This is a genomic window from Shewanella sp. TB7-MNA-CIBAN-0143 (assembly GCF_040310065.1).
Taxonomy (GTDB): Bacteria; Pseudomonadota; Gammaproteobacteria; order Enterobacterales; family Shewanellaceae; genus Shewanella.
The window spans coordinates 314361-334785 of sequence record NZ_JBEOPL010000001.1 but is presented as its reverse complement, the minus strand read 5'-3'; the positions used below and the strand labels follow the sequence as shown (position 1 = coordinate 334785).

Below are 20425 nucleotides of genomic sequence, written 5' to 3'. Positions count from 1 at the left end.
ATTAACACTCTTCATTTTTTTGTGCTTGTTGCTCGGCAACCATGACTTTTCGTTGCGACTCTTGGACATCTTGGTAATCAGCGAGCTCGCGTAGCACCGAGGTGGCATAACTCCCTGCAGGCAACACAAATTCAAGTGTGAGCGTATCAGCATCAAACTGCCATTTCATTCCTTGAGGCTCAAGTAATAATGGCCGTCTCTCTTGCGATAAACCCGCTTCTTCGAGTCCCTGTAAATCGGCCGATAATTCAGCTAATGGCGTTAACTCTAAAGCTAATGCCTCACCTTGTGCTAATGGTGTTCCCCGTCCCCAGAGAGGAGCTGAAAGTTGAATATCTTTTTCAGCTAAGCGGCTGTTGAGAACATCATCCCATACTTCGGCGGTAAAATAGCTTTTACTGCCAGCTAACATCACGCAATCGCCAGCGACGGTATCGACCTGATGATTAGCTAAACGAAATGACACTACCTGATTGAATATATTGGAACGCACGGCCGATAAATACATGCTGCGCTTATGGCGATCTTTTATGTTTCGACTACCACTGAGCATTTGTCGACCTAAGATCAGGTTTTTACCATCATGGCCAAAGCGTTGCTCACCAAAATAATTGGGGACACCGAGTTTGGCTATCTGCTGTAAACGAGATTCGACATCAGCAGTATCATTGATATTACGCAATGTCAGTACAAATCGATTTCCAAGTAAGGCGCCGATGCGCAGTTTTTTACTGTGACGACTGCTCGACAGAATGGTTAATTTATCGTCATTTAGCTCTGTCCACTCTGGCGTTTCTTTACCAGGAATACGTATGCCGAACCATTGTTCAGTAATAGCATTTTTGTCTTTCTGACCGGCATAGGTCACTTCTTTGGGATGCACTTTAGCAAATTTAGCTAATATTTCAGCAACATATACGGTATTCATGCCATTTTTACGTACATGAAGCATATGATGCTCGCCTTCCCCTGTTGGGGTAAAAGGCAAAATTTCTTTAACAATAAAGTCGCTGTTATTGGTACGTAAATCAGCTTGGCTTATTGGTTTACCAAATAGATAATGTAATTCTTTCATGTGACAGAACTCTCTATATTTTGTAGGTTATTGGCTCTTCATCAACACAACAGCTTCAACAGCAATGCCTTCTTTACGTCCAGTAAAACCGAGATTTTCGGTAGTCGTCGCTTTAACATTAATATTATCGATATCTGTTTGTAAGTCAGCACTTAAGCACTGACGTATGGCTTCAATATGGGGTGCCATCTTAGGTGCTTGAGCAATAATGGTGACATCTAGATTACCTAAAACAAACTGCTTTTGCAGTGCAAGTTGATAACAGTGTCTTAATAGCACTCGACTATCGGCACCAGCAAAATTAGCATCAGTATCAGGGAAATGTTTACCGATATCACCTAACGCCATCGCCCCTAATATCGCATCACTAATGGCATGCAGTACAACATCACCGTCAGAATGGGCAATCAGTCCACAGTCATAAGGAACAGTAACACCACCTAAAATCAATGGGCTATCACCGCCAAATTTATGTACATCAAAACCATGACCGATACGAATATTCATTTAAAAACCTTATCTTAACTTGCTTTGAACTAATATTAACGAGTGTGGTTATTTCAGTTAATTATTGTTGCGCCAGAAACAGAGTTGCCAACTGTAAATCATCTGGATGAGTCACTTTGATATTATCCATTCGGCCATTAACCAATCCCGGCATAATACCAGCCCATTCCATGGCACTGGCTTCATCAGTAATAGGTACCTGCGCCGCTAATGCTGCCGATAAGTGGGTTCGTAAAATCGAGACCGGGAAATACTGCGGCGTTAATGCATGCCATAGCAACGAGCGGTCGACAGTATGAACAATATGACCACTGGCGTTACTGCGCTTCATGGTGTCGCGAACGGGTGCAGCAAGAATGGCACCCTGAGGATGAATAGCTACCGACTCAATCAATTGGGTAATATCTTGGTGGGTTACACAAGGTCTTGCCGCGTCATGAACAAGAGCCCACGCATCTGGATTATGACTATGCGCATAGTCTAACGCAGCTAAAACAGAATCAGCACGCTCTCCACCACCAACAACTTGGGTTAACTTAGGATGTTTAGATTGTGGCAATTGGCTAAAATAATTATCTTGTGGATGCAATGCAACAATAACCTGAGCTATATCAGGGTGAGCTAACAATGTATCTAATGTATGGCCGAGAATGCTTTGTTGGCCAAGCATTAAATATTGCTTAGGTTTGTCAGCCCCCATGCGACTGCCAACACCTGCAGCAGGCACAATTGCAATAATGGAACGAGGATTGTTTGACATATATGCAGTACCAATATTTAAAGTAATATGACTGAGGGTTAAACCTGCTGTGCAACCTGCGTTAACGATTAAATGGGTTCCGTTCACGTAGTTCGCTACCCACGACCCGATAAAACGTTTCGCCGTCTTTCACCATACCTAATTCGTTACGGGCACGTTCTTCAATGGCTTCTGTGCCACTTTTCAAATCGATAATTTCTTCTTTAAGAATTTGATTTCGAGCGACAAGCTTGCCATTACTTTGTTCTTGGCCTGCTATTTGGGTTTGCAATAAGACATATTCTGACAAATTGTTATCGCCCAACCAAAGCCGGTACTGTAAAAGTGACAATAAACAAATCAGTAAAAATATTAGTTGCTTCATAATATTAACTTATGTCGAAGTAATCCTTAGAAAATATGTCCGTTATAGTACAACAAAAAAGGCCACCGAGTGGTGGCCTTTTTAAGCTAAAGCAAAAATATTATCCTTGGCCTTTCACTTCTTTAAGACCGTTGTATGGTGCTTTTGAACCTAGAGCTTCTTCGATACGTAGCAATTGGTTATATTTGGCAACACGGTCACTACGGCTTAGTGAACCCGTTTTGATTTGGCCAGCCGCGGTACCAACAGCTAAATCAGCAATCGTTGAATCTTCTGTCTCGCCACTACGATGAGAGATAACAACAGTAAAACCTGCATCTTTAGCCATTTTAATTGCAGCCAATGTTTCGGTTAAAGTACCGATTTGGTTGAATTTAATCAAAATAGAGTTAGCGATGCCGTTGTCGATACCACGCTTAAGGATTTTAGTGTTTGTTACGAATAGATCATCACCTACTAATTGGATTTTATCGCCCATTAGTTTAGTTTGGTGAGCAAAACCATCCCAGTCAGACTCGTCCAGACCATCTTCGATAGAAACAATTGGGTAGCGTTCAGTAAGACCTTGTAAGAAGAAGTTAAATTCTTCAGAAGTAAACTTCTTGCCTTCACCTTTAAGATCGTAGATGTTGGCTTCTTTGTCGTAAAATTCAGAAGCAGCACAATCCATCGCTAACGTGATGTCTTTACCTAGCTCGTAACCGGCGTTGGCAACAGCAACTTTGATTGCAGCAAGTGCAGCTTCGTTAGATGCTAAGTTTGGAGCAAAACCACCTTCATCACCAACCGCAGTTGAGTGACCGTCAGCTTTAAGTACTTTAGCAAGGCTGTGGAATACTTCCGCGCCCATACGTAGGCCTTCACGGAAAGTTTTAGCGCCAACAGGTTGGATCATAAACTCTTGAATATCAACGCTGTTATCGGCGTGCTCGCCACCATTGATGATGTTCATCATTGGAAGAGGCATAGAGTAAACACCTGGTGTACCGTTTAGATCAGCAATATGAGCATATAAAGGGACGTGTTTAGCAGCAGCGGCAGCTTTTGCAACTGCTAGAGAAACAGCAAGAATGGCGTTAGCGCCAAATTTTGCTTTGTTTTCGGTACCGTCTAAGTCAATCATGATTTGGTCAAGTTCAGCTTGAGCCAATGCATCTTTACCTTTAAGTGCTTCAGCAATTGGGCCATTAACAGCAGCAACCGCTTTAAGAACCCCTTTACCTAAGTAACGTGCTTTGTCGCCATCACGCAGTTCTAATGCTTCGCGACTACCGGTTGATGCGCCAGATGGTGCCGCAGCCATACCAATAAAACCGCCTTCTAAATGCACTTCTGCTTCTACAGTTGGATTACCGCGCGAATCCATAATCTCGCGACCAATCACTTTAATGATGTTAGCCATAATTCCCTCGTACTTTGTGTAAGTAAATTAAAAAATTAAAAGAAATAAAAAGTTAATACCAATAAAAATACATAACAGACTTAAAAAAGCAGATTTATTGGTATATAACTTTCAGTTTAGTAATTTTAAATCGGTTAGTGCTTAGGATAAATCGAATTAGACTTTGCATCAACTTAGTTTTCACTGCAGTTACACGCCATCAATGCGATTATATGATCTAACGCAAGTATCTTGAATAAAAAAGCCGCTAATGGATACATTAGCGGCTGATTCATTAATCGATATCGCGTTTTTGATACGCATAAGAAGCGGCTATGAACCCTTCAAATAATGCATGACCGTCGCGCGGTGTTGAGGTGAATTCCGGGTGGAATTGACTCGCAACGAACCATGGGTGATTAGGCAATTCAATCATCTCAATCAGTTTACGATCAGATGATAAACCACTAAACACTAAGCCGGCCTTTTCTAGGCGATCGATGTAGTTGTTATTCACTTCGTAACGGTGACGATGACGTTCAACACAGGTTGCAGAATCATAGGCTAATGCCGCTTTTGTGCCTTCTTTTAAATGACATAGCTGAGCGCCTAAACGCATAGTGCCACCTAAATCTGAAGACTCATGACGCGTTTCGACATCCCCTTCTTCATTAATCCACTCAGTAATTAAACCCACTACCGGATAAGGTGTCTGTGGATTAAACTCAGTTGAGTGCGCACCTTCTAAACCTGCTACATGGCGAGCAAATTCAATTAATGCTACTTGCATACCTAAACAGATACCAAAGTACGGAAGATTGTTTTCACGAGCAAATTTGGCAGCAAAAATCTTGCCTTCTACGCCACGTTCGCCAAAGCCGCCTGGTACTAAAATACCGTCTAGGCCTTGCAATACTTCTTCGCCTTTAGCTTCAACTGTTTGTGAATCAATGTACTTAATGTTCACTGTTACACGGTTTTTTAAGCCTGCATGCTTTAAAGCTTCATTCACCGACTTGTATGCATCAGGGAGTTCAATGTACTTACCTACCATACCAATAGTGACTTCACCATTTGGATTGGCTTCTTGATAAATAACGTTTTCCCACTCAGACAAATCAGCTTCGTTACACGCTAAATTAAAACGTTTGATGACTAAATCATCTAATCCTTGCGAGCGTAATAACGCTGGGATTTTGTAGATGCTATCAACGTCTTTTAATGAAATAACCGCACGTTCTTCTACGTTGCAGAATAACGAAATTTTAGCTTTTTCATTGGCAGGAATTGCACGGTCGCCACGACAAACCAGTACATCCGGTGCAATACCAATTGAACGCAACTCTTTAACAGAGTGTTGCGTCGGCTTGGTTTTAATTTCGCCTGCAGCGCCTAAGAACGGCACTAAGGTTAAATGCATAAATAGTGTACGTTCGCGTCCTAATTCAGAACCTAATTGACGAATAGATTCAAGAAACGGCAATGATTCAATGTCACCTACCGTGCCACCGATTTCTACAATAGCTACATCATGGCCTTCACCACCAGCTAACACTTTTTCTTTAATCGCGTTAGTAATGTGTGGAATAACCTGAATGGTTGCGCCTAAATAATCACCACGACGTTCTTTACTAATCACTTCTTCGTAAATACGACCAGTAGTAAAGTTATTGCGACGATTCATTTTAGTACGAATGAAACGTTCGTAATGACCTAAATCGAGATCGGTTTCAGCACCATCTTCAGTCACGAAAACTTCACCGTGCTGAGTTGGGCTCATGGTACCCGGATCGACGTTAATATAGGGGTCAAGTTTCATAATGGTTACATTGAGGCCACGCGCCTCTAAAATTGCCGCGAGCGAAGCTGCTGCAATGCCTTTACCTAGTGATGAAACAACGCCACCAGTAACGAAGATATACCTTGTAGTCATGCTGAACCTGAGAAAATGTGTTGGAAAAAACGTGCTTGTAAGAAAGCACTAGGACGGGGCGATATTATAGCAAAGCCACCTCGTTTCGACAAACTTAAACGCGCAAATTTTAGCTTAATTTATGTTTTCGTGTTGTTTTACTACATTCCAGTAGTGGTCTAATTCTTCCAGGCTATGCTGTTGTATCGGTTTTCCACTATTGTCTACACATTGCTCAACCCCTCTAAATCTGCGTTCAAATTTATGATTGGCTTGACGTAGTGCTTGTTCAGGATCAACGTTTAAATGACGGGCAAGGTTGACTACAGCAAACAATAAATCACCCATTTCATCAACAATTCTCGGTTGATAAAATTCAGGATCTTGATGTCGTAGATTAACTTCTACCAGTACTTCATCGACTTCTTCATGTATTTTGGCGACAACAGGCTCAAGCTCGGCCCAATCAAAGCCGACTTTAGCCACTCGATGTTGAATTTTTCGTGCTCTAGATAACGCCGGTAATGCTTGAGGGATATCATCTAACGCTGAGTGCAGTTGTTTTTGCTGACGTTCATTGGCTTTTAACACATCCCACGCTTGGCTTAAATCGTGAGTATTGGTGATGGCACCAACAACGTTGTTTTCTGACTGAGCAAATACATGTGGGTGACGGCGAATGAGCTTATCGCTAATTCGCGCCACTACCGTCGAAAAATCGAACTTACCTTGCTCTTGCCCTAATTGGCAATAAAACACTATCTGAAACAATAAGTCGCCCAGTTCATCAGGTAACTCTTCCCATGCTTGTCGCTCAATAGTATCAACAACCTCGTAAGCTTCTTCTAAGGTAAAGGGCACGATACTGGCAAAATCTTGCGCCTGGTCCCAAGGGCAACCAGACTCGGGGTTGCGCAATTGCTGCATGATGGTCAGTAACGATTGGATATCTGCCACAGAAACGGTCCTCTATTGTAAAGATAAAATCTAATGAAAAAGGCACCTAACAAGTAGATGCCTTCAAGGTAAGTCCATGATGTTAATTACGTTATAATCGGCGCGACTCAATCACACCATCAACAAGCGACAGTTTACCGAGAATCCGTGATAAGCCATCTAAATTATACAATTCAAGTTCAAGCTCTACGGTGGCCGTTTGGCTTTTAACATCAGAAGATGAACTCATGGCCATCACATTGGATTTCTCTGCCGCTAGCACTGTGGTTAAATCTCGTAATAAGCCACTGCGATCATGGGCAAGTACTCTAACGCGAATACGATAACCACCAGAGTAGTTTTCACCCCAAATCACATCGACACTGCGTTCTGGGTGGGCACGCATTAATTCTTTCACTTGCTCGCAATCACTACGGTGCACAGAAATACCCCGTCCCATAGTAATATAACCAAAAATTTCATCGCCGGGAACGGGTTGGCAACAACGCGCAATGTGGCTCATTAAATTACCAACACCATTAACTTCGACTTGGCCTTTACTCGACTTTTTAGGCTTATGCGACGCTTTCTTTATAATGTCTTCAAGTAAGTTTTCGTCAGTGTCTTCTACTTTGCGAATTTTGGTATCGGTAAAATTAACCACTTGATTTAAGCGTAAATCGCCGCCACCGATAGCCGCCAGCATGTCATCCATAGAGTTTAAATTAAAGCGCTCTACCGCCACTGCCGCATCTTTAACTTTAAGACCCACTCGGGCTAATTCAGACTCAAGCATTTCTTTACCCGCGGCAATATTTTTATCGCGGTCTTGTTGCTTAAACCAATGTTGAATTTTTGAACGCGAACGTGACGACTTGATATAACCTAAATTAAGATTGAGCCAGTCACGTTTTGGATTGGGTGTTTTTGACGTGATAATTTCAATGCGCTCACCCGTTTCAACTTGGTAAGTGAATGGCACAATGCGGCCGTCGACTTTTGCACCAATACACTTATGACCCACTTGAGAGTGAATATAATAAGCAAAGTCGAGTACGGTAGAACCTAAAGGTAAGTCAACGACTTCACCACTTGGGGTAAATACATAGACTCGGTCTTCAAATACTTGGCTACGGACTTCGTCAACCAAATTACCACTTTCAGCGACATCTTCTTGCCACTGTAAAATTTTACGCAACCAGTTAATTTTTTCTTCGTAACCGGTTTGTTTGGTATTGCTGGCACCTTCTTTGTATTTCCAGTGCGCGGCAACCCCAAGTTCAGAATCTTGATGCATCGCCTCGGTACGAATTTGAATTTCTACGGTTTTGCCTTCAGGACCAACAACTACGGTATGAATAGATTGATAGCCGTTCGGTTTTGGATTTGCTACGTAATCGTCAAACTCACGCGGAATGTGGTGCCAAAGGTCATGCACAACCCCTAACGCGCCATAGCAATCTTGTAATCTTTCGGTGACAATACGTACAGCTCGGACGTCAAAAAGCTCATCAAACTTGAGATCTTTGCCCTTCATTTTTCGCCAAATACTGTAAATGTGCTTAGGGCGGCCGTACACTTTGGCGCGAATATCATCGCTATCTAAACGCTGCTGCAACTGAGTCACAAACTTGTCGATAAACACTTCGCGGTCGACACGTTTACCATCAAGCTGTTTGGCAATGTCTTTGTAAACAGTTGGATGCAAGTAGCGAAAAGAAATATCTTCAAGCTCCCACTTTAATTGACCAATGCCTAAGCGATTTGCTAATGGCGCATAAATATCAGCAATTTCTCGTGCTAATAATACCCGAGTTTCTTCATCGGCGTTTTTTACCGCACGCAGTAAGCATACGCGTTCGGCTAATTTGATCACTACGGCACGAACATCTTCAACCATGGCCAATAACATTTTTCGGATGTTATCTATTTGAGGTTCGGCATCGCGCGAATTTTGACTGACTTTTAATGCGCCAATGGCATTCATGGTCACAACGCTGGCAACTAACCTTGCAAGGTTTTCACCGTATTGCTCTAGGATTTGTTCGTCATTGAGAACGCCAGTATCGAATAGCAAAAATAATACTGCGGCTTGTAGCGTTTCAATGTCCATATTCAGCGGCGCTAAGATTTCGATCATTTCGCGAGCACGCGCAAGCAGCTCAGTATGGGCCAGTTTGTTTTTAACCGGTAAGGCCTCAACTTGCTGGATCAATACCAATAACTTCTGAGCATCATCTTTGTCGTCGAGATAACGAGCGACCCACTCATCTAATTGGAATACTTGCGTATTAAAATGTGCTTCGCGAACAGATACCATGAACCCTTCCTTAGCCGCATGACCGACTGACATCCAACCATATGCACATGGCATAGTGTGCATATATGGTGTTAACACCAACTGAACAACCTATCTTGAAGCGCAATATTATTTTGTCAATTCAATAGCGTTCAGTTGGCCAATTTTTTAGCATACTTATCGTAAGCGGCTAAAAAATCGTTGTTTAAATATTTAAATCAAATAACACCATGGCTTCAATATGATGCGTCTGCGGAAACATATCGACTAATCCTACTTGGGCAATTCGATATCCACTGGCTAATAATACACTACTGTCACGCGCTAAACTTGCCGGATTACATGAAACATACACCACTTTTTTAGGTTGCATTTTCTGTAACCATTGTAAACTTTCAAAAGCACCTGCTCGAGCAGGGTCCAGCAACAGTTTATCAATTTTGCCTAACCATGTTTGTGTCGATAGATCAGCACTTAAATCCGCATGATAGAAAGTCACATTATCCAATTGGTTGTCGACAGCGTTTTGCTTGGCTTGTTGCACCATTTCAGGCACGCCTTCAACACCAATGACTTCTGCTGCCTTTAATGCCAACGGTAAACTGAAATTACCCACACCGCAGAATAGGTCTAAAATACGCTCACCTGGTTGAGGGTCTAACCATTGGATGGCTTGATCGACCATGGCCTGATTAATAGCACCATTAACTTGGACAAAATTACCAGGAGTGAATGAACAACGAACAGCCTCCTGTGCAAGATGATAATAAGGTAACGCGACAGCTTCATCACCCGCGGCATCAACAACAGGCAGCAAGGGGAACAATTGGGTTAATTGACCAGCATCATCTTGCAATAATAAGTTAAGCTGGTGTTTTTCGGCAAAGCCCGTTAACCAGCGAATATCGGAAGCCGGTAATACTTTAGTCACTCTTAGTACCGCAAAATTACCGTTATCAGCTTGGGTGAGTTCAACGTGCCCTAAACTGGCCTTAGCTTTAAGTTGATTTAAATTAGCCGCTAATGGAGTAATCAAAGCAGACAATGACTCAGATAACACTGGGCACTGCTGAATGGAAACAATTTTATTGCTATTTCCGGCGCGAAACCCAAGTTGTAACCGCTGAGTATTTTTATCAAATAATGTGGCCAATCTTGCGCGTCGGCGATAATGCCAGGCCTCACCCACTATAGGGTCAGCGATAATATCAGCATCAATGGCTTTAGCACTCGACAGCTTGCTGATTAAATCAACCAAGGCGGTTTGCTTATGCTCGCGTTGCGCATTAGTGTCCATGTGCTGCAAATCACAACCGCCACATTGTTGATAATGTGGGCAATGAGGTTTGATTCGATTAGCCGATGCAGACTCAATAGTGATGAGCTTGGCTTTAGCGTAGCTTTTCTTTTGTTCGACAAATTGCACCGTAGCCGTCTCTCCCGGTAACACTCCCGGAATAAACACTATTTTGCCTTGATGTTGCGCTATGCCTGCACCTAAATGGTCAAGTTGAGTGACACTGAGGCTTAACTTTGCTGATAATTGCTTAGATTTGTTCGGTTTTGCTTGGAAAAATTGTGCCATTTCGGCCTCAGGTATTGAATAAAAAACTAGTCAAGAGTGCGCCATATCTGGCAGTCTAGACGGAATAACAGCGATTTAGTAACAGGGATATACCTAACAGCCATGAAAAGTGCCAACAATATGACCAAATACAGCCTACGCTCTTGGGTTCTGGTACTTGCGTTAGCGCCCACTATTGTAGTGGGTATTCTACTTGGAAGTTATTTCACGATAAACCGCTTTTATGAATTGGAACAAACCTTAATTGAAAAAGGCAGCAACATTGTTGAGCCATTAGCCATTGCCAGTGAATTTGGTATTATCACTCAAGACCGTGAATCAACTAAACTTTTACTCGCCGCCTCGCAGATAAACAATGCATCGCTAATCTTATCTATTGCTGTTTTTGATGCCGAAAACCAACTCTTTGTCACTTCGCACTACCACAAAGATTTTGAAACGATGCGTTACAAACAAACGCTGGCAAACTTAATCGGTACAGAACATGAAACGATTGGCGATACCTTAGTCATTCGTGTGCCAATAATATCCCATACTGGGTTAGAACAAAAACATGTTGCCAGTATAAATCGTCAAAGTAACAGCGACATCGATAATAATGCCTCTACCAATGGTGTCGTTGCGCCAATTTACAATAATCAACAAGAGCGAATATTAGGCTACATATCAGTATTACTAAATAAAGAGAACGCCTTGCTCGAACAACATCGAGCGGCTATAGCGGCGTTTATTATCGTATTAATCGGCGTGCAATTTAACCTATTTTTTACCTTCCGCTTAGTCAAACACGTGAACTACCCCATTACCGAAATGGTGCGAGTGGTAGCCAAAATTCGTGAAGGTAAACTCGACACTCGCCTAGAAGGCAATTTGATTGGGGAACTGGATCTACTCAAACGAGGGATCAACGCAATGGCAAGTTCATTGTCTGAATACCACGATGAAATGCAGCAAAATATTGATCAAGCGACCTCTGATTTACGCGAAACCCTCGAGCAGATTGAAATTCAAAACGTTGAACTCGATATTGCCAAAAAACGCGCGCTTGAAGCGAGTCGGATTAAATCAGAGTTCTTAGCCAACATGTCGCACGAGTTACGAACGCCACTCAATGGTGTCATCGGATTTGCACGACAGTTATTAAAAACACCACTGCATACTAGCCAGCTCGACTACATAAAAACCATTGAACGCAGCGCCAGTAACCTACTGGGTATTATTAACGATATTCTCGACTTCTCTAAACTGGAAGCCGGTAAAATGATATTAGAAAAAATGCCTTTTGCACTGCGAGAAACGCTAACTGAAACCCTGACTATTATTGCCGGTAGTGCACAAGAGAAAGGCCTAGAACTGGTTATCGACATTGATGCTAATGTGCCAGAAAGTGTCAGTGGCGACGCGATGAGAGTCAGCCAGATTATTACTAACTTAGTTGGTAATGCTATTAAATTTACCGACAAAGGCAGTGTCATACTTAAAATACACTTAGTGGGTCAGGACGAAGATAACATTACCCTGCGCTGCGAAGTTATTGATACCGGTATTGGTATTGATGAGAGTCAGCAAGAATATTTATTCCAAGCATTTGGTCAAGCCGACTCATCCATTTCACGTCGCTTTGGAGGCACAGGATTGGGCTTAGTGATTACTAAACGCTTAATCAACCAGATGGGTGGCCAGATAGGCTTTACCTCGGCCCCAAATAAAGGTTCAAATTTCTGGTTTATTCTGCCACTTGGGATCAGTCAATTTGAAATTGGCGAAGTGTTGCCGGTTGATGCATTGCAACATAAATCAGTCTTATTATATGAACCACGGGAATTAACCCGCGATACATTAAATCGCCGCTTAGTGTCGTGGCAATTAATTATCACTAATGTGGCCAATCCAGAAAATCTCACCTCCGTGTTACAAACTAAAAACAGCAAATTTGATTACATCATCATGAGCTGCCATGGTTTTGCCGACAATGCGTCTTTTATCCATTTATTACAGCAAGCCAAACAACATACTGACTGCCTGATTTTATTACATGACTGTCTAGATCAAGACATGATAATCAATGTGCTAAAAGTCAACGCAGATGTGTTGCTCAGCACCCCAGTGAGCGATTTTACCCTAGCGCATCATTTAATATATCCACCAGTACCTTCTACTTTTGTCAGTTTACCTGAGCAAATAAATCTTGATGTAACACAACGCCTCAATGCATCAGTATTAGCCGTTGACGACAACATGGCCAATCTAAAGTTAATTGATACTTTGCTCAAAGAACTAGTCGACAATGTGGTGACCGTTAATAATGGCGCCGATGCGATTCAACAAGCTAAAAAACAAGCATTTGACTTAATCTTCATGGATATTCAAATGCCAGGAACCGACGGCATAACCGCAACCCAGCAAATACGTTCAGAATCACTCAACCGTAATACGCCGATTATTGCAGTAACGGCACATGCTATAGCAGAAGAGCGTGAGAATATTTTAGCTAGCGGTATGGATGGTTTCTTGCCTAAACCGATTGATGAATTATCACTTAAAAGCGTTATCAGCCGCTGGATAATTAAACCTCAATTTACTCATTTCGACACCCATGTTCTCAATTGGGATTTATGTTTAACCCAAGCAAACCAGAAAACTGATTTAGCCTTAGACATGTTAAAGATGTTAGTTAATTCATTACCGGAAACAACCGCAACTATCGATAAAGCATTAATAGCCAGAGATGCAGAGACACTGTTGCAGGCAGTGCATAAACTGCATGGTGCAACATGTTATTGCGGTGTACCGACAACACAAAAGCTCTGCCGGGATATTGAGTCAGCATTAAAGCATAAAATTGACATCGATGACCTAGAACCTGAAATACTAGAGTTACTTGATGAGTTAACTAAGGTAGAATCAGCTGCAAATCAAGTGATAAACCAGCTATCAGTGGATGTTCCCAATGACCAGTAAAACCGGTTTTTTTAAACGCCTAAAGGCATTGTCGTTACCTCAGAAGCAACTTTTTGCACTCGCACTGTGTCAAAGAATGCTCCCAAACTATCAATTATTTTCTGAAGTATGTGAATTTGGCCAACCGCAGGTATTAAGTACTGCGCTAGAGTTATTATGGCAAAGCCAATATGACAAAAAGCTTAAGTTCAATATTGATGTGCATTTACAGCGCCTCGATGAAAACACCCCTGATCCTAGCGAGTTTGAAGCCTATGGTGCTTATCCCGCCATGGATGCGGCTGTAGCCATTGCCACCTTAATGGGTGCGATAGATGGAAAAATTGAAGAAGATATTACTAACATCAGTAAGTTATCATCAAGTACTGTCGCCAATTATATTGAAGCTATTAGCGATGAGTCATTAATGGATGAAGAACTCGATGAGTTTGTTTTTTCTCACCCAGTAATGGAACAAGAAAAAGAATTACAAGGCATGTTACTCGACATTGTCGAAGCTAATCCAGACATAACCAGCGAACTGGTTAAAGGTTTACGTAAAGATATTATCGAAGCCGGTGTGTCTAATATTGGTATTAGCCTGTAGCAAAAACTTGTAGCACGGATCGGTTACTGCCAATAAACGTCATTTAGCCTGAAATTATTCAGGCTTTTTATTAGGTGTCGCGCCATGAGAAGAATTTTTTATCAAGGTTTCACTTTCAGTAACACCAATGGTAAAACTGATAACTGGACGCTAGTGATTGGCAATCAAGTACGAGTGGGTTCGTTATTTGAGTTAAGGCGGCAAGTGCATTTTTTTTCTGAACTTGGAATATTACCTCCACCGAAAATATCAAAAGCGAATTTAGCCTTAAAATCTGACAAATAATCACTCGTTTAACTTTAGCCTAATTGCATCCGCCTATCGAAAAGCAGTAAAGTGACCTTATTATCATTTTGCTAAGGAATTGCGAGGGATGTCCAGTATTCTTACCCCGCTAATCGCTGTATTTATTATTATGCTGCTCGGCAGTATTGTTCAAAAAATGCGACTGTTGCCAGCAGACACCGATTTGATCCTCAATCAGTTTGTTTATTACATTGCTTTCCCCGCTATATTACTGATTGTGCTAGCTGAAACGCGCATTGAAGACATTATTCAATGGGGCTTTATCGGTGGGTTTAGTCTGGCGATGATCATCACTTATGCTTTAGTGATTGTTGTATCACTAATTCGCACACCTAAAAAACAAGCAGTTGCCGCCATGCGCGCATTAAATGCTACGTTTGGTAATACCGCATTTATTGGCATTCCATTGCTGAGTTTATTATTCCCAGGTCATAAAATGGCATTAGTCGCTGCAGCGATTGCCAGCTTGTTGTCGGTGTTCATGTTTGCTTTTGCTTTAGTATCAATTGAGCTAGCCAGCCGTGATAAACAATCAACCGACCATGCCATCGTCATCATGGCTAATGCCCTGTATAAAAATCCAATCGTGGTTGGCAGTGTTATTGGCATCGGTTTATCAGCACTGCATATTACCTTACCGGATAGTTTGGCCTTAATGCTACATCAGGTGGGAAATACCTCTAGCCCATGTGCACTGTTTGCTATAGGAATGGTACTTGCCAAAGCATTACGACATCAATCTGGCACAAAAATGTTCAGTGTTGGTTTGATTGCGGAACTGAATTTAATCAATTTACTCAAGCTAATTATTCAACCTTTAATTGCCTTTGGTTTACTCAAACTGTTCGGCGTAGAAAAGGAATTACTGACCATGGGAGTCATTTTGGCAGCGTTACCGACAGCAGCAAGTGTGTACCTTTTGGCCGACCGCTACCAAATTAACGCCAATGTCAGCGCCCAAGGTATTTTATATGGCACATTAATCACTTTTATCAGTTTGCCGATAATAGAAACACTTTTAAAATCCATTGCTTAATGATCAATCAAATCTAGATGATAAAATAGTCAGCGATAATTATTCCTCAACCACTTTACTGTATATAAAATCAGTATATACTGTTTATCAATACAGTAGTTTGGTAGTTTCATTGACAGGAATTCATTATGCTTTGCCAACTCAGCATCAACAATTTTGCTATCGTGCGTTTTTTAGAGCTCGACTTTAAAGCCGGTATGACAAGCATCACCGGCGAAACAGGTGCAGGCAAATCGATTGCTATCGATGCGCTTGGGTTATGCCTTGGTAATCGAAGTGATGCCAACACTGTCAGGCCTGGAGCCTCCAAAACCGAAGTGAGTGCACGATTTACCCTTCATGATGTACCTTTAGCCAAACGCTGGCTTGAAGATAGCGATCTTGATGCTGAAGATGAGTGCATATTACGTCGAACCATTAACAGTGATGGCCGCTCAAGAGCCTACATTAATGGTAATCCTGTGCCCGTGACGCAATTAAAAGCCATCGGTCACCTATTGATTGGTATTCACGGCCAGCATGCTCATCACGCAATGCTTAAAAGCGAGCATCAATTAAACCTACTCGACCACTATGCTAACCACAAAATACTGCTCGATAGCGTTAGCGCTAGCTATCAACGCTGCAAACAAGTGGAAAACGAGCTAAAGCATCTTGAACAAGCTCAGTACGAACGTATTTCGCGTCAACAACTACTGCAATATCAAGTAGAAGAGCTTAATGAGTTCAACTTAGGCTTGGAAGAATTTGATGAAATAGAACAAGAACACAAACGCTTAGCCAATGGCACAGATTTAATTGAACGTTGCCAAGCAGGTTTGCATTTATTGACCGAAAGTGATGAAGGCAATATAGAATCTCTGCTTAATAAAGTGGCCAGTATTGCTGATACGCTTCAAGGATATGATGAATCCCTTGCGCCTATCAGCACTATGATCAGCGATGCGTTAATTCAAGTACAAGAAAGCGCTAGCGAAATTGAAAGTTATTTAAGCAGTTTAGAGCTTGATCCAGAACATTTTGCCTATTTAGAAAAACGTCTTTCAACGGCAATGCAATTGGCGCGCAAACATCATGTGAGTGCTGATAAGTTGGCGCTACATCATCAAGCATTGATGAGTGAATTAGCCGAACTTGCTGATGACGAAACTAAATTAGATGGTATAAGACAACAACTTGAAGCCACCAGATATGCCTACTTAACCAATGCACAAAAACTGAGTCAAAGTCGTAGCCGTTATGCTAAAGAATTGGACAAGCTAGTCACCCAGTCTATCCATGAGCTCAATATGCCTAAGGGTAAATTTACCATTCAGATTAATCATAATCCGGACAACATTTCAGTTAATGGCTGCGATAGCATTGAATTTATGGTGACCACAAACCCTGGGCAACCATTACAACCGATTTCTAAAGTGGCCTCTGGCGGTGAGTTATCGCGTATTGGATTAGGGATTCAAGTGATCACGGCTAAAAAAGTCGCCACTCCGACACTGATATTTGATGAAGTTGATGTGGGTATTTCTGGACCAACAGCATCGGTAGTCGGTCGTATGTTACGCAGCCTTGGCGAATCAACTCAAGTATTGTGTGTCACCCATTTGCCGCAAGTTGCAGGTAATGGTCATCAACATATGTTTGTTAATAAATTTAATAAAGGTGGCAACACCGAAACGACCATGCAGACGTTGGATAAAGACCAACGGGTGAATGAACTTGCGCGCTTATTAGGTGGTGATGTCATTACCGAAAATACCTTGGCGAATGCCCGTGAGTTGTTGCAATAATCGTTATGCACTTATAAAAAGCAAATCAATATGTTAACGTAAAGTTAAAATAGATTTACGGATAAATCATAATGATGAAAGTAATAAAGGGCTTGGGTATTTTTGTCGGGCTAATATGCAGCTTACTGGTATTTACCGTTGTCTGTTTAATGGCCATTAATGCAACAGACAGAACAAAGTCACCTAACACTCTTTTAGTTGAAAACTGGCTAAAACAGCAACCTATCGACCCTAGCGAAAATGGCTATGAGTATGCAATTACTATCGTAGGCACAATAGGAGACGATAAAACAAATGATAAAAAACCATTAATCAGCTTCAGCGAGCAAGAAGTTGAGTTAACTGACAACTTTAAAACGGCTTGTTATCAAACGGATTTGATAATATGCAGTCAATTTATTAGCGATAATAGCGATAGTATTAGAAATGTCATTGGCGCTCATAAAGCTAATATACAACAATATAATACATTATTAGATATGCCTTATTGGCAAGAAGAACCACAGTCTTTAACCCCAAACAATCAAGCTCATTGGGGTCTGCTTTTTAAGTTAAGAGATGTTCGTCAGCTTGCTGCGATAATAAGTGTTGATACATCTGACAACAAACTTGACCAACAAGCTACAGTGGCATTTTTAAACAAAGATGCACATTTTTGGAATATGGTTTATCACTCATCTCGCTCAACACTCAATCATATGATTGCCGTTAACATGATCAAATATCAGCTTAATTTAGCTAGCACCTTAGCTAAAACCACTGATGCAGCTGTTGCAACCAAAGTCACAGCTTGGCAAACATCTTTCGAATTAACTGATAGTGATTTTGAACGGATATTTTCTGGAGAATGGCTTTTTGCCCATAACGTTACAGAACAAATGTTAATTGAAGTGCAATCTGATAGCGTGGCTTTTTATGAGAAATGGTTAGCCTATGCGTTGCTTAAGCCAACAGACAGTGACAATCTCATGGCTGAGTATATTGTCAGCTTAGTAAAGGAACCGGTTTCAACTACCTCGATGCACACGCTCAAAGAACCAAATTATTGTGCTAACGACAATTATTTTCAGCAATTATGGATGTTACGCTACAATCCGATTGGTAAACTATTTAATTGCACTGTTTATGGAACAGATTACAAACAACGTTTAACCAATATGAATACAGAGTTAGAGCAATTGCGGACGAATCTACTTACCGCAAAATCATCCTAGTAAGTAGCTGCAACTGATTTAGTATGAGTATTATCGACAAAAAAGAGCACAAATGTGCTCTTTTTATGTATTTAGGTACCATTTATAAGTGCATTTATAATTCTTTGCTAATCGTTGATTATGATCAGCTACTTACAATCAGGTATTGATAATCAGTTATAGATAATCAGTTATAGATAATCAGTTATAGATAATCAGTTATAGATAATCAGTTATAGATAATACACCGCTAGTTGCACACCTATTAACGAAAAGATTCCCGCCAATACATCATCAATCATTATCCCAAAACCGCCATGTACTTTGGCATCGAGCCAGCGAATAGGCCATGGTTTGACGATATCAAAAAAGCGAAATAGTACAAAACCAAGTGCTAACCACATAAAACCTAAAGGCGCTGCAATCATGGTGATCATCAACCCAACCACTTCATCCCACACAATAGCACCATGATCATGTACGCCCATATCTTTAGCTGCTTTGCCACAAATATAAAAGCCAGCGAGCATGCAAATACAGGTAATGGTCAGGTAATTAGTTAAGCTTAACTGTTGCATGAGCAACACTATGGGCACCGCGGCTAAGGTACCAAAGGTACCCGGTGCTTTTGCCGCTTTACCGCTGCCAAAGCCTAATGCCAAAAAGTGAATTGGATGGGCTAAAGACAGCTTTTTTACGAATTTATCTTGGGTTAATAATCTCATAGTACTTCAATTAAAAATGCACAAAGCCACGTGAAATCGGGTTAAATTCCAACCCATTTTCGACTAGTTTTAATTTATCACCTGCACAGATTTGACCAATTTTTACAAATTTGACACCAGCATGAATTAACGCGGTATCAATTGCGCCGCGTTGTGATTCTGGAACCGTAAACAATAACTCGTAGTCTTCACCACCCGTGAGTGCATAGCTTAATGCATCTTCATGACTAAGATTGGCTTTAATTGAGTTTGATAACGGAATTAGATTCACATCGATGATGGCGCCCACTTTCGATGCCGTTAATATATGTCCAATATCAGACATTAAGCCATCAGATAAATCGATAGCACTGGTGGCAAGTGTACGCAGAGCTTGGCCAGCTAAAACACGAGGCGTTGGATAATAATGACGATTAATCAGATATTCTTTATCTTCAGTGTTAACCGTTTTAACGCCTCTGAGGATATCAAGACCTAAAGCTGAGTCACCTAAAGTGCCGGTGACATAGACCCAATCACCAATTTTTGCACCATCACGAGTTAATGCAGTACCTTTAGGAACTTGGCCATTAATCGTAATACTGATACTGCGAGGTCCACGGGTAGTATCACCACCAATTAAGGCAATACCATAATATTCTGCAATCTCAAACAGGCCTTCACTAAAATGTTCCAACCAAGGCTGGTCAACATTGGGGAGCGTCAGTGCTAAGGTAAACCAGGCTGGTTCTGCTCCCATGGCGGCGAGGTCAGAAAGGTTAACCGCTAACGATTTATAACCTAAAGCATGAGCAGGAATGCTTGCTAAAAAGTGGACATTTTCAACGAGGGTATCACAAGAAATCGCTATCGATTTATTGTCTGCAGGATTCACTAACGCACAGTCATCGCCGATGCTTAACTCTACATCGCGCCTTTTTAGGCCTTTATTGCGGAAGTAATGTTCAATGAGTTGGAATTCTTTCACATTCAGTCTGGTACGGTAAACCGTCCACCTCAATTTTGAAACAAT

The 20425-nt window shown here is 41.5% G+C and carries 17 protein-coding genes; 6 read left to right on the top strand and 11 right to left on the bottom strand.

Features of this window, described 5'->3' with window-relative positions; translation table 11 throughout:
• Nucleotide 1 precedes the first annotated feature (1 nt).
• From truD to rlmD, 9 genes are all read right to left on the bottom strand, one after another.
• The gene (truD, locus tag AAEY97_RS01415) at nt 2–1075 is read right to left on the bottom strand and encodes a tRNA pseudouridine(13) synthase TruD (RefSeq protein ID WP_350995972.1); all 1074 of its coding nucleotides are present in this window, start codon (nt 1073–1075) and stop codon (nt 2–4) included.
• A 27-nt stretch (nt 1076–1102) separates the two neighbouring features.
• Nucleotides 1103–1582, bottom strand: a complete 480-nt coding sequence (gene ispF / locus AAEY97_RS01410; RefSeq protein WP_101085630.1) for a 2-C-methyl-D-erythritol 2,4-cyclodiphosphate synthase — start codon at nt 1580–1582, stop codon at nt 1103–1105.
• 61 nt (nt 1583–1643) lie between these two features.
• Nucleotides 1644–2342, bottom strand: coding sequence for a 2-C-methyl-D-erythritol 4-phosphate cytidylyltransferase (gene ispD, locus AAEY97_RS01405; RefSeq protein ID WP_162024290.1), 699 nt, complete (start codon nt 2340–2342; stop codon nt 1644–1646).
• A 61-nt stretch (nt 2343–2403) separates the two neighbouring features.
• Nucleotides 2404–2706, bottom strand: a complete 303-nt coding sequence (gene ftsB, locus AAEY97_RS01400) for a cell division protein FtsB (protein WP_101085633.1) — start codon at nt 2704–2706, stop codon at nt 2404–2406.
• A gap of 100 nt (nt 2707–2806) precedes the next feature.
• On the bottom strand, nt 2807–4108 hold the full coding sequence (gene eno, locus AAEY97_RS01395) for a phosphopyruvate hydratase (protein WP_101085635.1): 1302 nt from the start codon (nt 4106–4108) through the stop codon (nt 2807–2809).
• Nucleotides 4109–4382: 274 nt separating this feature from the next.
• Nucleotides 4383–6020 (bottom strand): CTP synthase, encoded by a 1638-nt coding sequence (gene pyrG / locus AAEY97_RS01390; RefSeq protein ID WP_101085637.1) that lies wholly within the window; start codon nt 6018–6020, stop codon nt 4383–4385.
• A 114-nt stretch (nt 6021–6134) separates the two neighbouring features.
• On the bottom strand, nt 6135–6956 hold the full coding sequence (mazG, locus tag AAEY97_RS01385) for a nucleoside triphosphate pyrophosphohydrolase (protein ID WP_350995968.1): 822 nt from the start codon (nt 6954–6956) through the stop codon (nt 6135–6137).
• Between the two features lie 91 nt (nt 6957–7047).
• Nucleotides 7048–9255: a GTP diphosphokinase gene (gene relA, locus AAEY97_RS01380; protein WP_350995966.1), complete on the bottom strand. Its 2208-nt coding sequence runs from the start codon at nt 9253–9255 to the stop codon at nt 7048–7050.
• A gap of 184 nt (nt 9256–9439) precedes the next feature.
• A complete protein-coding gene (gene rlmD / locus AAEY97_RS01375; RefSeq protein WP_350995963.1) occupies nt 9440–10819 on the bottom strand; it encodes a 23S rRNA (uracil(1939)-C(5))-methyltransferase RlmD in 1380 nt (459 codons plus the stop codon).
• 102 nt (nt 10820–10921) lie between these two features.
• Between rlmD and barA the strand changes: the two genes are divergently transcribed.
• From barA to AAEY97_RS01345, 6 genes are all read left to right on the top strand, one after another.
• Nucleotides 10922–13780 (top strand): two-component sensor histidine kinase BarA, encoded by a 2859-nt coding sequence (barA, locus tag AAEY97_RS01370; RefSeq protein WP_162022550.1) that lies wholly within the window; start codon nt 10922–10924, stop codon nt 13778–13780.
• Complete coding sequence (locus tag AAEY97_RS01365; protein WP_101085646.1) at nt 13770–14366, top strand: YjaG family protein; 597 nt, start codon at nt 13770–13772, stop codon at nt 14364–14366. The genes barA and AAEY97_RS01365 overlap by 11 nt, the downstream gene beginning before the upstream one ends.
• An 84-nt stretch (nt 14367–14450) precedes the next feature.
• Complete coding sequence (locus tag AAEY97_RS01360) at nt 14451–14651, top strand: DUF3319 domain-containing protein (protein ID WP_101085648.1); 201 nt, start codon at nt 14451–14453, stop codon at nt 14649–14651.
• Nucleotides 14652–14739: 88 nt separating this feature from the next.
• On the top strand, nt 14740–15708 hold the full coding sequence (locus tag AAEY97_RS01355; RefSeq protein ID WP_101085650.1) for an AEC family transporter: 969 nt from the start codon (nt 14740–14742) through the stop codon (nt 15706–15708).
• 128 nt (nt 15709–15836) lie between these two features.
• The gene (gene recN, locus AAEY97_RS01350) at nt 15837–17495 is read left to right on the top strand and encodes a DNA repair protein RecN (protein WP_350995961.1); all 1659 of its coding nucleotides are present in this window, start codon (nt 15837–15839) and stop codon (nt 17493–17495) included.
• A 71-nt stretch (nt 17496–17566) separates the two neighbouring features.
• Nucleotides 17567–18709 carry a hypothetical protein gene (locus tag AAEY97_RS01345; protein WP_350995959.1) on the top strand — a complete coding sequence of 381 codons (1143 nt, stop codon included), beginning with the start codon at nt 17567–17569 and terminating at the stop codon, nt 18707–18709.
• A 212-nt stretch (nt 18710–18921) separates the two neighbouring features.
• Here the strand turns inward: AAEY97_RS01345 and AAEY97_RS01340 are convergent, their stop codons facing one another.
• Together AAEY97_RS01340 and thiL are read right to left on the bottom strand one after the other, a co-directional pair.
• The gene (locus AAEY97_RS01340) at nt 18922–19413 is read right to left on the bottom strand and encodes a phosphatidylglycerophosphatase A family protein (RefSeq protein ID WP_350977719.1); all 492 of its coding nucleotides are present in this window, start codon (nt 19411–19413) and stop codon (nt 18922–18924) included.
• Between the two features lie 10 nt (nt 19414–19423).
• Nucleotides 19424–20380, bottom strand: a complete 957-nt coding sequence (gene thiL, locus AAEY97_RS01335) for a thiamine-phosphate kinase (protein ID WP_350995957.1) — start codon at nt 20378–20380, stop codon at nt 19424–19426.
• Nucleotides 20381–20425 lie beyond the last annotated feature (45 nt).